Origin of the sequence: uncultured Dietzia sp. (genome assembly GCF_937873725.1) — a bacterium.
Classification (GTDB): domain Bacteria; phylum Actinomycetota; class Actinomycetes; order Mycobacteriales; family Mycobacteriaceae; genus Dietzia.
In genome coordinates, this window is sequence record NZ_CALMYY010000128.1 from 1 (window position 1) to 14,363 (window position 14,363).

The following is a 14,363-nucleotide window of genomic DNA, read 5'->3' on the forward strand; positions in this document are numbered from 1 at the left end:
CCGGGGCCCGGGGGGGGGGGCCGCGCCCCCGCCCTCCCCTTCCCCCTCCCGCCCCGGGGGCCCCGGCCCCCCCCCGCCGCCCCCGCCGTGCCAGCCGTGCCGCCCGCGCCCGCCGCGGCCAGGGCGTCCGCGCTCGGGGCCGTCGCGCCCGCGGGCCGGATGACGCCGTCGATGTTCCACGCCGAGGCCAGATCGATTCCGCGCGCCCCGCCCAGCGCCGAGGTCGACACCACCCGGTACGGGGCGGGGATGTCCAGGTCGGCGAGGTTGGCGTCCATCACGGCGGGGCTGTAGACGGTGTTGACGATCGCGCGGGCCTGGTCCTCGGCGGCCGCCCGGGCCGCCGCCATCGATGCCTCCGACGTCCGCGAGGCCGGACCGAGCGCCGCTCCGGCGCCGCTCGCACCGCCCGGCGTCATTGTCTGCGCCAACTCGAGTTCGGAGGCCTGCGCCGAGATCTGCGTGCGGGTCACGCCGAAGCCGTCCTGTGCGATCGAGGCCTTGTCGGCGGCCCGGTCGAGGACGTCGGCGTAGAGAGCGACCGATTCGGTGAACGACCGCACCGACGTGCTCGCCTGCGACGCGAACTCGCCCTGCCACCCCGAGGTCAGGACCTCGCCGAGACCGCCGTGGAGCTGCTCGCCCGCGGTCCGGAGCTCCGCCGCCACCCCGCGGACACGGTCGCTCACCTGCTGGAAGTGCTCCGGCTGCAGCGCCTGGGCGCCCGACACCATCCGGGCCAACGGGGCGCCCTCCACGTTCTCCGGCCCCACCCGGTCGTACCCGCCGACAGCGCGGGCGTCCGACGGACCATTGATCATCATGGCGAACGGCGTCAACGAACCCAGCAGACCCAGGCTCTGCAGCCCCGCAGGCTCCTCCGACGCCTTCCCCAGGGCTGCCGCCAGCGCCTCGTCCTGCGCGTCGATCAATCCGCCCGCGGCGGCGAAGAGCATGGCCATGGCGGAAGCCTGGTCAACGAAACCACCCATCATCGTCCGAAGGTCCTCGCCAGCGAACAATGAATACACAGTGCCTATCTGACGGGCGGTGTCGAAGGCGTCTGGGCGACTCTCGGTCGAATCCATCAAGTCGGAGTTCGCGGCGATCTTGACAATGTCGATAAACTCCGCGCAACTCCGCATACATGCCTTTGCGGCGCCAGATTCAAGATGCATGGCCACTAGAAATCCCCTCCTGGAACGAATGGAAGCACCGGCGAGATGGCGTTATCGAATACGTCACACGCTTTGGAGAAGCGCTCACCGCGATACTCACTCAACGCGCCAACAAGGTCGAGCTTGATCCACGTGCTACCTCGATCCGTGAAAAACACGTGGAGGCATGAACGGTCCGTGCCGTCCCCAGATTCCGACAACCGCAGACCTCTCCCAAGAGGACTGCTAATTCCCTGGCTCTCGAGTACGAAACTCGGATCGGCCAAATAGTCCGACTTGGACTTCCAAGAAGACGCTGAAGTGAACTGCACTTCGTCGTTAGACCACCCACATCCCATGAGCCGACCCGGACGATGCCTGGTGAGCCGCTCATCAAGTTCAACCGGCCCACCCACCCCCTGCTCTATCGCCTCGACCGGGATCTCGGCGCACGGATCGAACAAGGCCGGCCTCTGCTCGATCGGCAGATCCCAGGGATTGCCCGGGGCTTCGGTGGCGGATGGGCTCGTCGTCGTCGCCTGTTGTCCCCCCTCCCCCGACGCGCATGCGGACAGCACCACACACGCCGCCAGCGCGGCGGCCACACCTCTAGATGTCCTCACGCTCTGTACGACGCGCCGGTGCGCCACACGGTTCCGCCACCGCGAGAATTCGTGGACGTCGACGCGCCCGCGCGACCGTGGCCCCGGAGGGAATGCCCACCGAGCATCTCAACGCTCGGCGCCGCGCGGGCGCCCCTTCCGCGGCGAGAGGTCGACGGGATGCTCCGCATCACCGCGCCTTTCCGGTCGTCCGCGCGATCGGCCGCACCGAAAAAACCGTGGCTGGCCTGCGGCGACGCATCGTGTCGTACCCAGATGATCTAATCGAACACATGAGCGAGACAGGTGGTGCGGGAGGCGCGAAGGCCGGCGGCGAGCTGACGGCCGTCCTCGACGCGCTCGATCACCACCTGCAGCGAGAGTGGGCCAACGTGAGCGCTGAGCAGCTGCATGCTGAACTGGTTGCCCTGGAGCAGGCTCAGCGTCGGATCCGTGCCTCCCAGGCCCGGGTCCTGGTGGCCGTCCGCGCCTCGGGCACCGCCCGACAGATGGGGTTCATCAACGACCGCCAGATGCTCACCGGTGGACTGGGTCTGGCGCCGGCGGATGCCCGCGGTCGGCTCGAGGACTCCGGGATCGCCGAGACCGCCCGCATGCGCGCCACCGCTCGCGGTGACCTCTCCGCCGGGCAACTGAAGGTCATCAACGCCGCCCTGGCCTCGCTGCCCGATGAGTGCGACGACGAGACCCGCGATCAGCTCGAGACGCAGCTGTTGGCCGGGGCCGCCGACCGGGCCACCTGCAAGCAGCTACAGGAGCTGGCGCACCGACTCCTGGACGCCCTCGATCCCGGGAGGACGGAACGAGGTGCCGCCGAGAGGGCACGCCGCAGGTCCGTCACCTGCGGCGGCCAGGGACTGGACTTCATGGCCCGGGCCAGCATGACCATGGACCCGCAGCTGGCGGCTCTGATGCGGGAGGTCCACGCCCGCTGGGGACAACCCGGACGACTGTGGCCCGATCCGGACACCACGGACTCCCGCACGGACGGCCAGCGCATGCACGACGCCCTCGTGCACGCCCTGCACCTGGCCCTGTCTGCGGACGCGCGCAAGGCCGGTGCCCCCGCCGCGATCGTCATCCGCATGGACCTGGACCAGCTCGCCACCCTGGCCGGCTGCGGCCAGACCGACGGCGGCATCCGCGTCCCCGTCCCCCAGGCCCTCGCCATGGCGCGGGGTAACCACTGGTTCCTCGCCCTCTGCGACCGGGAGATCAACCTGCGTCTGTTCCGGAGCCGAAGAACCGCCTCCCGATACCAACGCCTGGCACTGTTCGCCGCGTACGGCGGGTGCACCCACCCCGACTGCGACCAGGACGCCAGACACTGCGAAGCCCATCACGCGGGCAGACCCTGGTCGTCAGGCGGGCTGACCAATATCGACGAACTCGCGTTGGCCAGCGGGGACTGCCACGCCATGATCCACGCCACCGGCTGGTCGACGGAGCCCGACCCGCGCGCGCCTCAGGGCGTTAGATGGATCCCGCCCGCCGGCACGCCCCGCGCCGACAACCCGCCGCCGCCCGCGCCCGGCCCGCCACCACTGGCGCCCCTCGACGCACCCGCCCTGCCCTTCGCGCTCCTACGAGACCTCGACCAGGTGATCGCCGATCGGCGCGGCGCCGGGCGGGAGGCGGCATGACCACGCGAAGCCCGCAGGGGTCAGATCGGCAGGGTGGTGTCGGAGATGGCGAAATCCCGCAGCCAGTCGATGAACATCGCCCACGCGCCGGTGAGCAACATCAGACCCACGAGGATCAGCATGATGCCGCCGAACACCTGGATGGCGCGGGTGTGCTTCTGCAGCCACCCCACGGTCCGCATCGCCCACGTGGAGCCGAAGGCCACCACGACGAAGGGCAGGCCGAGCCCCAGGCAGTAGGCCACGATCAGCAGCACCCCGCGGGCAGCGTCCACGCCGGTGCCCGCGGCCACCGACAGCGCGGCGGCCAGCGTCGGGCCGAGGCACGGCGTCCACCCCAGGGCGAAGACCGCGCCCAGCATCGGGGCGCCGACCCACGTGGACAGCGACTTGGGCTGCATGCGGGTGTCCCGCTGCAGCGTCGGCACGAGGCCGATAAAGACGAGGCCCATGAGGATCGTCACGACGCCGCCCAGGCGCTGCAGCAACTCCTGCTGCGGCGCCAGGTACTGCACGGTCCCGAGCACCATGGCGCTGAGCATCACAAAGACCACGGTGAACCCGGCCACGAACAGCAGGGACGCCCCCACCACCCGGGTGCGGGAGGCCCGGCGGGTGCGTCGCTCGTCCAGGGTCAGGGTCGCGGCGGCGGCGCGCTGGCGCTCGGCGGCGGCAGCGGTGGCCGGGGGGCGCTCGGCACCCACCACGCTGGCGAGGTACGCGAGGTACCCGGGCACCAGCGGAATCACACACGGCGAGGCGAAGGACACCAGCCCGGCGAGGACGCAGGCGCCCAAGGCGAGCAGGATCGGGCCGCTGGCCACGGTCTGCTGGAACGTCTCGCCCACGCCCTGCGCGAGCACGATCAGGTCCGGACTCACCCCGGCTCGACCTCCTCAGCCAGCAGGGCGGTGACGGTCTCGCTCAGCTTGTCGTCGGTGATCTCGGCCAGGTACACCGCCGCCACCCGGTGCTGCTTGTCCAGGATGATCGTCGCCGGCACCACGGAGGTCGGGAAGCCACGCAGCGCCGCGACCGCGGCATTGCTCGGGTCCCAGATCGAGGGGAAGGTGATGCCGTTGTCCTCGACAAAGTCGACGGGCTTCTGCCTGTTGGGGTCGCGCAGATTGATGCCGAACACCGTCGCACCCTGCGGCTCGAACTCCTCCTGCAGACGCTGGAGATCATCGGATTCGGCGCGGCACGGGCCACACCACTGGCCCCACAGGTTGAGTATCACCACCTGCCCGGCGAAGTCCTCCTGGACGGTGAGCGTCCGGTCGGGGTCCAGCAGGTCGGGGCCGGTGAGCGTGGCCACCGGCTTGCGGTCGGCGGGGGGATCGTAATGGATCTCGATCTGGCCGTCCGGGCTGACGAACTCGAACGTCTCGGGGCCCACCACCACGGCGTCGTTGCCGGTCGCGCAGGCGCCGGTGGCCAAGACCCCGGTCAGCAGGAGCGCGGCGAGGGCCGCCTTGGTCCTGCGCATGGATCAGGCTCCCGTCTGCGACGGATCGGACGCGCCCGCCGGCTCGGAGTAGACGATGTCACGCAGCGTGGTGCCCTCGAACACCAGCGAGGTGACCGAGGCCAGCGAGCACTGCCGCGACCGCGGATCGTGCCACAACCGTCGGCCCTCGAGGAACCGCCGGGTGGTGTAGACGGGCAACTGGTGGCTCACCAGGACGGCTTCGTGCCCGCGGGCGTTGTCGAGCGTGGAGTACACGGCCCCGATCATCCGGTGCGCGATCTGCAGGTAGGGCTCGCCCCACGAGGGACGCAGCGGGTTGGCCAGCATCGGCCAGTACTTGGGGTCGCGCAGGGCGCCGCCCCGGCCGCCGACCTTGTGTCCCTCGAAGCGGTTGTCGGCCTCGATGATGTCGGCGTCGATCCCCACCGGCAGGCCCAGGGCCTCCGCCAAAGGGGCGGCCGTCTCCTGGGCGCGCTGCAGCGGCGAGGCCACGATCGACACGATGTCGTGCCCCTGCCCCAGGACCCGGCCCACGGTCTCGGCCTGGCTCAGCCCCAGCTCGGACAGCCGGAACTCCGGCAGCCTCCCGTAGAGGATGCCCTCGGGATTGTGGACCTCGCCGTGGCGCACCAGGTGGACGATCGTCTGCGCCTCGGTGCCTCGGGCCGAGGAGTCACGGGAGGTCGACGACGAGACCGGCTCACCCGGGGCGGAGATCGTGCCCGGCTCGGCCCCGTACGCCTCCGCTCCCTCAGCGTGCTGCGCGGCGTGGTCCTCCACCCGGCGCGCGGTGGTGGCGGACCCGCCCAGCGACGGCGGCGCCTCGGCGGGTGCCGGATGCTCCCCACGAAGGGGTATGGGCAGTGAGGTCGGGCCCGTCGACGGGACGGCGAGCTTGCCGCGCAGACCCCGCTTGTTCGCGCTCATCGGACGGCCTCCGGGGCGGTCGCGGCCGCTGCCGCCGCGGCGGCCGCGGGCAGGGCGTCGGCTATGTGCTGGAAGTCGTCGTCGGTCAGCGCGGTGGAGACGAACCACGTCTCGAATGCACTCGGAGGCCCGTAGACGCCGCGGTCGAGCAGGGCGTTGAAGAACGGCGCGTACCGGAACGTCTCGGCGGCCTTGGCCCCCGCGTAGTCGGTGACCCGGTCCTCGGTGAAGAACACGCCGAGCATGGTTCCGGCCCGCTGGATGGTGTGCGCGACCCCCGCCGCCTGCAGGGCGTTGCCCATCAGCGCCTCGAGGCGGTCCGCGTTGGTCTGCAGCGTGTAGTAGGCGGAATGGTCGGCCAGCCGCAACGAGGTCAGTCCGGCGGCCACGGCCACGGGATTCCCCGACAGGGTGCCGGCCTGATAGACGGGCCCGGCGGGGGCGAGGGCTGCCATGACGTCCGCGCGACCACCGAACGCGGCGGCGGGCAGGCCGCCGGACATGACCTTGCCGAAGGTGGTCAGGTCGCCGGCCACGCCGTCGATCCCCCACCAGCCGCGGTCACCGGCGCGGAAGCCGGTCATGACCTCGTCCATCACCAGCAGCGCGCCGTTGGCCGAGCACAGCGAACGCAGTTCCTCGTTGAAGCCGGGCAGCGGCGGGACGGTACCCATGTTCCCGGCGGCGGCCTCGGTGATCACGCACGCGATCTCCTGCCCGTGGTTGGCAAAGACCAGGCGGACCGCCTCGACGTCGTTGTACGGCAGCACGATCGTGTCGTGGGCGGCCGCACCGGTCACGCCGGGCGAGTCCGGGAGCGAGAACGTCGCGACGCCCGATCCCGCGTCGGCCAGCAGGGCGTCCACGTGGCCGTGGTAGCAGCCGGAGAACTTGACGATCTTGGAGCGGCCGGTGAACCCGCGGGCCAGTCGAACGGCACTCATCGTGGCCTCGGTGCCGGAGTTCACCAGGCGAACCTGCTCGACGGAGGTCCGCGCCACGATCTCCCGGGCCAGGTCGACCTCACCCTCGGTGGGGGTGCCGAAGCTCAGGCCGCGGCCCGCGGCGGCGCGCACGGCCTCGACGATCTCGGGGTGGGCGTGGCCGTGGATCATCGGGCCCCAGGAGCACACCAGGTCGATGTAGGTGTTGCCGTCGACGTCCGTCATACGCGAACCCCGCGCGTCACGCATGAAGCGCGGGGTTCCGCCGACGGAGTTGAAGGCGCGGACCGGGGAGTTGACCCCGCCGGGGATCAGCTCGCGGGCCTCGGAGAAGAGCTCGGCCGATCGGGTGGTGCCGGACAGGCCGGACGGGGTCGGGAGGGCATCGCTCACAGACGTCACCTCACCAGTGTCTCAAAGTCCGCGTCCGAGCACCCCCTCGCGGTGTCAGACCTGCGGCGACACGGCCGGCGCGGGTGGGACGAACAGCGCCTTGACGGCGGTGTCCACCTGCCCGGCCACGTCCTGCAGGGCCTGCTCGGCCTGCTGGTGCAACGCCTGCGGGGTGGGCAGTGGGGCGGGTGCCGCGCCGGCGTCGCGGTGGGTGCCGTACCAGTCGTCGGCGCCGGCGACGGGGGCGGACATCCCCTGCTGCGCGGCGGCGGCACGCTCGGCCTGACCCCACCTGGGCAGCGGCTCCGGGGACGGCTTGCCCTCGAGTCGACCCGGCTGCGCGACCCCGGTCTCGAGGAACGTCATCACCACCGCGTCGACGGCCGGGTTGCCCATGCGGAAGAGGCCGTGGTCACCGCCGCCGACGGTGACGAGCGTGCCGCCCATCGCCTCGGCCACCCGGAACGCACCGGCGATCGGGGTGACGGAGTCGCGCTCCGACTGCAGGACGAGCGGCTTCTCCTCGAGCGCGTCACCGTTCGGCCGGATCGTCCGGGCGACGGGGTTCCAGCCCACGCAGTCGTCACCGGCGGCCTCGACGGCGGCGCGGGTCGTGAGCGTGTTGCCGCCGGTGTACCTGTCCGCCTTAGCCGCGATCACACCGAGCGCGTTGGCGGGCGAGGCGGTCTCGTTGCAGGTGACGATCGAGTTCATCTCGATGTCCGTGCGGTAGACCGGCGAGCGGTTCTCCTGCGCGGCGATGATCAGCGCGACCGTCGGGTAGTCGACCCGGGCGATCCGGCCACCGTCGTTGTAGTACTTGAGCATGTGGGCCAGCATCGGCCACGCCTGCTCGGAGTAGGTGGCGCCCACCGTGGAGTCGAACATGCCGGTGGTGGCGTTGTTGGTCAGACCCTGCAGTGCGGCGGCGCGGGCGAAGCCCTCGACCCGGGCGCGAGCGGGTGCCGACCCGTTGATCGCGTCGATCGCGGGCTGCTCGAGCGGGGTGCCCCGAAGCTCGACGGGCAGGTCGCGGGTCTGGGCCGGCGGCGGCGTGAGGTTGGCGGGTCCGCCCACCTCCTGGTCTGTGATCCACTTCCAGGAGTAGAACACCTTGAGGGGGGTGTCGCCGAGTCCGTAGTAGTCGTCGCGCTCGGCGATCCACGCGAACATGTCGTTGATCCGCTGCTCTTTGGCCATGGCGGTCTGCTCGGCCTGGGCCGACCAACGCCAGTCGGGGTTGGTGTTGGAGTCCAACACCATGCGGCCGGTGTGCTGCGGGAACAGGGTGGCGTAGTCGGTGCCGATCGCGGTGCCGTAGGACACTCCCACGTAGTCGATCTTGGCCAACCCGAGCGACTCGCGGACGGCGTTCATGTCGCGGGCCGCGTTCTCGGTGGTCATCGAGGCCATGTAGGCCGGATCGGTGCCGTAGCAGGCGTCGTGCAGCGGGTTGACGGTGGTGGGACCGACAAAGGCGACGTCGCACACCAACGGGTTGGAGCCGTAGAGCCCGCGCGGCTGGACCGCCACCAGGTCGTGGTTCTCGTACAGGCCCGCGGGGGTCGCACCGTCGGTGGCGGGGCTCCAGAAGTTCAACGCGTAGTTGCCGGGGCCGCCGGGATTGCCGAACACGGCGGATCGGGCCTGCCCGGACGTGGCCTTGATCCGGGTGAGCGCGATGTCGGTCTTCGCTCCGTCCGGCGCGGCGTAGTCGACCGGAACCTCGACGGTCCCGCACTCGAGCCCGGCCGGGACGTACTCCGCCTCGATCCCGAGCATCTCGGTGCAGTCCTGCCACTCGACCGGGGCGGCCGCAGCCACTCCCGTCCCGAGAAGTGCGATCGCCCCGACGACCGCGGTGGTGCCAACGAAAGTGCTAGACGGCTGCACCGATCCCCAATTCCATGTTCTGTAGGTGATGTCACTGCGAATCGGACGCCGCGACCCCCCGACTTCACGAGAGTCACACGCGTCCGAACCGCACCAAATGTAGCCTGTGCCGCGCGACACGAAGAATCCACCAGGGTCCACTCAGGGAACCGACACTCGATCGTTACCGGGGCACCCCGCTCGCGGGGGAATCCGCAGGCAGATGGAGATATATCACCCTGGTCGTGGCGTGCCCATCCTCAGCACGGCGACCGTGGCCGAGACCATCGCCACCCCGGCCGAGAGCGTGGCCCCCAGCAGCAGCCACGGATCGGTCCGCGTCCGAATGATCGACCCCTCGACTGGCGGGTCGAGCGCGGGCGGGAGCTCGGCCACGAGGTCCCGCGCCAGCCACCACAGCACCACGGCCAGCACCGCGGCGACCGCGGCCAGGAGGGCGTGCCGCCGGGCGCTCACGCCGGGTCCGGGTGGTGGCCGACCGCGGCCTCGAGCGCGGCGTGCAGGGCCGCCGGGTCCCGGGTCCAGGCGCGGACCTCCGCCCCGGTGTCCAGGCGCAGCCCCACGGAGCCGCGTCGACGCGGGACGTCACGCAGCTCGCCGAGGGTGCGGGCGGTCTCCCAGGAGGCCTCGGTCTCGTCGCCGGGCAGCGGGAAGACCTTCTCGACCCGGTCGAGCTCGAGGTCCTCGGTGCCCTGCGTGTACGTGGTCGGGGTCAGCCTCACGCGGCCGTGGACCCGGGTGGCGGCGATCATCACGCCGTGGCACATCGCCGAGGCGATGCCGCAGACGGTGAGCATGATCCAGTGGACGGGCGCGCCGGTGCCCAGTTCGAACACCGCGGCGCCTGCGCAGAACAGGGGCGCGGCGAGGATCCAGGCCCAGCTCCAGCCGTCCTCGGAGAAGAGGACGGGCCCGTCGGGCTCCGAGCCGGGCCGGTTCGGTTCACTCGCCGGCACGGACGCCCCCTGCCGTGAACGCCATGGCCTCGGCGGTGTGCTGGCGCCACACGGCGGTGGCCGCGCACAGCCCGGCGAGGATCTGCAGCGAGAAGACCGCGAAGGAGACGATCTCCCCGCGCTGACCCGCGACCGCGACCCCGCCGAACACGCCGATCACCACGGACACGGCGTCCACCACGAGGAAGATCGCGACGATGTCGAGCATCGTCCGCGCCCATCCCCTGCCTGCGCGCAGGCGGAAGGCCAGCCACACCGTCACGACGGAGGCGAGAACCGCCAGGACCGCCCCCACCACCAGGGCCGCGGTGAACAGGGCTTCCACGGAGAGCCCGGCCTCGCCGGCGTTCTCGATCGCCGCGCGGAAGCCGTCGCGGGTGGCCACCGGGAGATCCGCGAACCGCGCGGTGGCCGAGTTGAGCAGCATCCCGATCAGCGCGAACCCGGTGGCGGCCAACCACAGCACCCAGGCGGCGTGGACGTCGTCCGGCGGCCGACCCGCTGCCTTAGCGGGGGGCGCACGCCACGGCCCGCTCCCGGTCACCGGGCGCCCCATCCGTCGGCGAGGAGGCGTGCGGCATGCAGGGCCCAGTAGGTCAGGACGATGTCGGCGCCGGCGCGGCGGATGGAGGTCAGCGACTCCATGACCGCCGGGTCGTGGTCGATCCATCCGCGCTCGGCGGCGGCGGAGATCATCGCGTACTCGCCGGAGACCTGGTACGCGGCCACCGGGACGTCCGAGATCTCGGCGGTCTGGCGGAGCACGTCGAGGTAGGACATGGCGGGCTTGACCATCACCATGTCGGCGCCCTCGTCGAGGTCCAGCCGGACCTCGCGCAGGGATTCCCGCGAGTTGGCGGGGTCCTGCTGGTAGGTGCGCCGGTCGCCGCGCAGGGACGAGCCCACGGCCTCGCGGAACGGCCCGTAGAAGGCGCTGGCGTACTTGGCGCTGTACGCCAGCACGGCCACGTCCTGGTACCCCTCGCGGTCGAGGGCCTCGCGGATGGACGCGATCTGGCCGTCCATCATCCCGCTCGGGCCCACGACGTGAGCGCCGGCGGCGGCCTGCGCCACGGCGAGCTCGTCGTAGGCGGCCAGGGTGGCGTCGTTGTCCACGACCCGGTCGCCTCGCGGGTCGGTGCCGAGCACGCCGCAGTGGCCGTGGTCGGTGAACTCGTCGAGGCAGGTGTCGGCCATCACCACGATGTCGTCGCCGACCTCCGCGCGCACGGCGGCGAGCGCCCGGTTGAGGATGCCGTCGGGCGCGGCACCGCAACTGCCGGTGGCGTCCTTGTCCGCATCGAGTGGGACGCCGAACAGCATGATCCCGCCCAGCCCCGCCGCGGCGGCGGCAGCGGCCTCACGGCGCAGCGAGTCGACGGTGTGCTGGACCACCCCGGGCAGCGAGGAGATCGGCCGCGGCTCGTCGAGGCCGTCGGCGACGAACGCCGGCAGCACCAACTGACGCGGGGCGAGCGTGGTCTCGGCGACCAGCCGGCGCATCGCCGGCGTCGACCGCAGCCGCCGGGGGCGCACCAGCGGGGCCGGAACGGAGGCGGCGTCGGAATCGCGGGGTGTGGTCACGGGCTCCACTGTACGAAAGTCGCCGGTCGCGCGGCACGGCGCAGGCCGTGCCGACGGGCCGGACGACCGTGTGGATAATCATGAGAACCTGTTTCAATTTTACGGCAGCACGTCGGAGAAGGGCACATGACCACCCCGACCACCCACAGGCCGCGTCGACGCGGCCCGCTCGGACGCCTCCTCGCGGTGTCACTCGTCGTCGGCGTCGCCGCGGCCCTCCCCGTCGCCCCGGCGGGCGCGCAGACCGCCGAGTGGGACGGGCCGCTGCTCCCACCGAGCTACGGCGAGGTCCTCAACCCCTTCGCGGTGGCGGCGATCCGCGACGGCGTCCCCGCCTCGTTCGAGGAGAACGCCCGCGGCTTGTGGGGACCGGCGGGCGACTTCTACGACGAGCCCCCGGTCGACGACTCGATGCCGATGGGGCACCTGCTCAAGTCCGAGCCGTTCGAGGTGATCTTCAACGGCATCAAACCGGCCGGCGTCCGCGCCTGGCGCACGATGTACGTCACCGAGGACGTCCTCGGAGACCGGGTGGTCAGCACCGGGATCATCCTGCTCCCGGACGACGGCCGCGACGACTCCACCCGACCGGTGGTCGCGTACCAGGAGACCAACGATTCCGCGGGGGCGAGATGCCACCCGTCCTCCCAGTGGAGCGGCGGCGCGTTCGCGGACGCCTCGGCGATCTTCGCCGTGGGGCCGCTCCTGCAGATGCTCGGCGAGGGGGCCGCGGTCGTCATCTCCGACATCGGCAACGACGCCGACCCCGGCGTCCACGGCGTCTTTGCGGGCCGCTACGCCGGGATGGCGCTGCTCAACGGCCTGCGTGCGGCCTACGCGGTGCCCGGGCCGGGCCTGAACCCGCAGAACAAGGTGGGCCTGTTCGGCGTCGCCGGCGGTGGGGTGGGTGCGGCCTTCGCGCTCGAGTACCAGCCCTGGTACGCCCCCGAGCTCAACATCCGGGCGACGATGGTCGAGGCCCTCGCCGCAAACCAGAGGAACTTCCTGGACTTCGCCGACGGCCACCTCGGGTCCGGATTCGTGCTGGCCACCCTCGTCGGCCTCGAGGCGCAGTACCCGGAACTGCGGCTCGACGAGAAGCTCACCCCGGCCGGCCGGGCGCTGGCGGACGTGTTCCGCGACAGCTGCCAGGTGCCCTTCTACTTCGCGACCCCCTTCGTCCCGCAGGGCGTGCTGTTCACCGATGGGACCCGGCCGGCGCACAGGCCGGAGTTCCAGGACGTGTTCCGCGAGAACACCCTGGGACTCAACAACCCGGGCAACGACCCGGGGCTGCGGCCCCCGGGCAGGGTCCTCGTCTCCTCCTGCGTCGCCGACGACTCGTTCATGGTGGTGACCCCCGCGGAGGATTCGCGGGAGCTGGTCCGGTCGTACCGGGCCCAGGGCGTGGACGTGCGCTATCACGGCCTGAACTGCGGAAACGACGTCCTGATCACCGATCCCTACAGGTGGGCGACGGAGCTGTTCGGCATGCACACCGTCAGCTGGCTCATGGAGGAGATCCGATGAGGCGCCTCGTCGCGGCGGCGGTGGCCGCGGTCATGGTGGCGGGTCCCCTGCACCAGGTACCCGTGGCGGCCGCGCGCGGCCTCGACCAGTACCTCGGGCTGCCGCTGACCAACCGATTGTCCGACGTCGAGCCCGGAGGGGTCCACCGCGAGCTGCCGACGGACTCGGAGACGCTGGGCCGGCTGGTCGACCAGGCCCGGCGGTCGGGCCTCCCGGAGCCCTCCTACGCGGCGTTACTGCTGCAGTACCGCCTGGCGCAGGCCACGGAGGAGGCGGGCATCGATCTCGCGGCGTGGAATCCGTTCGACGGGTTCACGGCCAACCGCTCGAACATGCTCAAGTCGTACCGCTACTACGAGGATTTCCAGCTCGCCCGCCGGGAGCTGCAGTGGGCCGGGATGGGCGGGCAGGTGGGCGGGGACTTCGGTGGGGGCATCGCCGACATCGAGTGGATCACCCAGCTCTACGACACGCCGGGCGTCCAGGAGTCGGCGCGCCAGGTCTTCTCCGCGGTCGCCGACGCGTTCGGGCCCCAGGCGGTGGCGCAGCTCCCGGGCGGGCTGCGGGCGCTGGCGGACCACGCCGAGGCCATCACCACCGAGGACCTCTACTGGTTCGTCACCCGGGTGGTGATCATGCAGAAGGCGATCTTCTCCGACCTCATGCCGATGCACTACGTCTATATCCACGAGGGCATGGGCGGGCTGGAGGAGATGCACCGCGCCGGGCTGTTCCCCGACGAGATCATGGAGGCGTGGCGCGACGTGGCCTCGGGCGACCCGGACCGCGTCGCGCGGGGTAACGCCGTGCTGCTCAATCGGGAGCAGGGGTGGGTCGTGGGCGGGATGTGGGACGACGTCCGCGGGTACAAGGACGGTCTCGGGGAGGCGTTCACGTTCCTCATGACCCTCGCGGGGTCGCCGTCGGTGGCCGGTGTGCCGCCACTGCGGGAGCACTCCCCCGTCACCATCAGCGGTGTGCTGCCGGACGGGCGCACCGCCACCCTGCACACCCCGATCCCCGACTGGGACTGGTCGCGGTACGAGCAGCGCTGGGACTTCGTCACGACCCAACTGCTCCCCCGCTACCGTCACCAGTCGGAACACGACTGGCCGGCGCTCGAGGCCACGCTCCGAGTGCCGTACGAGCAGCAGTTCGAGGGCGCCCGGGCCACCTCGAGGATCCCCGAGATCCTCGGCGCGGTCGCGCGCTCGACCTACATCACCGTCCCCTGAGCGGGAC

General features: G+C 71.4%; 14 protein-coding genes. 3 read left to right on the top strand and 11 right to left on the bottom strand.

Annotated elements, in window-relative coordinates:
* Together Q0444_RS14230 and Q0444_RS15100 are read right to left on the bottom strand one after the other, a co-directional pair.
* Positions 1-962: hypothetical protein (locus Q0444_RS14230; RefSeq protein WP_299023585.1), on the bottom strand; the 962-nt coding region annotated here is incomplete at its 3' end.
* 221 nt (positions 963-1,183) lie between these two features.
* Complete coding sequence (locus Q0444_RS15100; protein WP_367179759.1) at positions 1,184-1,807, bottom strand: DUF3558 family protein; 624 nt, start codon at positions 1,805-1,807, stop codon at positions 1,184-1,186.
* Positions 1,808-2,052: 245 nt separating this feature from the next.
* Between Q0444_RS15100 and Q0444_RS14235 the strand changes: the two genes are divergently transcribed.
* On the top strand, positions 2,053-3,423 hold the full coding sequence (locus tag Q0444_RS14235; protein WP_299023586.1) for an HNH endonuclease signature motif containing protein: 1,371 nt from the start codon (positions 2,053-2,055) through the stop codon (positions 3,421-3,423).
* Between the two features lie 20 nt (positions 3,424-3,443).
* Here Q0444_RS14235 and Q0444_RS14240 read toward each other — a convergent pair whose 3' ends face one another.
* From Q0444_RS14240 to hemB, 9 genes are all read right to left on the bottom strand, one after another.
* The gene (locus tag Q0444_RS14240) at positions 3,444-4,304 is read right to left on the bottom strand and encodes a cytochrome c biogenesis CcdA family protein (RefSeq protein WP_291081715.1); all 861 of its coding nucleotides are present in this window, start codon (positions 4,302-4,304) and stop codon (positions 3,444-3,446) included.
* Positions 4,301-4,912 carry a TlpA disulfide reductase family protein gene (locus Q0444_RS14245; RefSeq protein ID WP_291081717.1) on the bottom strand — a complete coding sequence of 204 codons (612 nt, stop codon included), beginning with the start codon at positions 4,910-4,912 and terminating at the stop codon, positions 4,301-4,303. Before Q0444_RS14245 ends, Q0444_RS14240 begins: the two co-directional genes overlap by 4 nt.
* A 3-nt stretch (positions 4,913-4,915) precedes the next feature.
* Entirely contained in the window at positions 4,916-5,536 is a 621-nt protein-coding gene (locus tag Q0444_RS14250; protein WP_291081745.1) for a histidine phosphatase family protein, read from the bottom strand.
* Positions 5,537-5,817: 281 nt separating this feature from the next.
* A complete protein-coding gene (gene hemL, locus Q0444_RS14255; RefSeq protein WP_291081747.1) occupies positions 5,818-7,128 on the bottom strand; it encodes a glutamate-1-semialdehyde 2,1-aminomutase in 1,311 nt (436 codons plus the stop codon).
* Positions 7,129-7,212: 84 nt separating this feature from the next.
* Positions 7,213-8,982 carry an alpha/beta fold hydrolase gene (locus Q0444_RS14260; protein ID WP_291081719.1) on the bottom strand — a complete coding sequence of 590 codons (1,770 nt, stop codon included), beginning with the start codon at positions 8,980-8,982 and terminating at the stop codon, positions 7,213-7,215.
* Between the two features lie 282 nt (positions 8,983-9,264).
* Positions 9,265-9,507: a hypothetical protein gene (locus Q0444_RS14265; protein WP_291081721.1), complete on the bottom strand. Its 243-nt coding sequence runs from the start codon at positions 9,505-9,507 to the stop codon at positions 9,265-9,267.
* A complete protein-coding gene (locus Q0444_RS14270) occupies positions 9,504-10,007 on the bottom strand; it encodes a hypothetical protein (protein ID WP_299023589.1) in 504 nt (167 codons plus the stop codon). Before Q0444_RS14270 ends, Q0444_RS14265 begins: the two co-directional genes overlap by 4 nt.
* Complete coding sequence (locus Q0444_RS14275) at positions 9,994-10,551, bottom strand: hypothetical protein (protein WP_299023591.1); 558 nt, start codon at positions 10,549-10,551, stop codon at positions 9,994-9,996. Before Q0444_RS14275 ends, Q0444_RS14270 begins: the two co-directional genes overlap by 14 nt.
* Positions 10,548-11,591 (bottom strand): porphobilinogen synthase, encoded by a 1,044-nt coding sequence (gene hemB / locus Q0444_RS14280; protein WP_291081727.1) that lies wholly within the window; start codon positions 11,589-11,591, stop codon positions 10,548-10,550. The genes Q0444_RS14275 and hemB overlap by 4 nt, the downstream gene beginning before the upstream one ends.
* A gap of 126 nt (positions 11,592-11,717) precedes the next feature.
* Here hemB and Q0444_RS14285 point away from each other — a divergent pair, with 126 nt between their 5' ends.
* Together Q0444_RS14285 and Q0444_RS14290 are read left to right on the top strand one after the other, a co-directional pair.
* Positions 11,718-13,121 carry a lipase family protein gene (locus Q0444_RS14285; RefSeq protein WP_291081729.1) on the top strand — a complete coding sequence of 468 codons (1,404 nt, stop codon included), beginning with the start codon at positions 11,718-11,720 and terminating at the stop codon, positions 13,119-13,121.
* Complete coding sequence (locus tag Q0444_RS14290) at positions 13,118-14,356, top strand: hypothetical protein (RefSeq protein WP_299023595.1); 1,239 nt, start codon at positions 13,118-13,120, stop codon at positions 14,354-14,356. Before Q0444_RS14285 ends, Q0444_RS14290 begins: the two co-directional genes overlap by 4 nt.
* The last annotated feature ends 7 nt before the right edge of the window (positions 14,357-14,363 follow it).

What these genes read in the sequence shown, in the direction of transcription:
- Q0444_RS14290 (WP_299023595.1), top strand. Translation starts at nt 13,118, where the DNA reads ATGAGGCGCCTCGTCGCGGCGGCGGTGGCCGCGGTCATGGTGGCGGGT.
- Q0444_RS14245 (WP_291081717.1), bottom strand. Translation starts at nt 4,912, where the DNA reads ATGCGCAGGACCAAGGCGGCCCTCGCCGCGCTCCTGCTGACCGGGGTC.
- Q0444_RS14285 (WP_291081729.1), top strand. Translation starts at nt 11,718, where the DNA reads ATGACCACCCCGACCACCCACAGGCCGCGTCGACGCGGCCCGCTCGGA.
- Q0444_RS14235 (WP_299023586.1), top strand. Translation starts at nt 2,053, where the DNA reads ATGAGCGAGACAGGTGGTGCGGGAGGCGCGAAGGCCGGCGGCGAGCTG.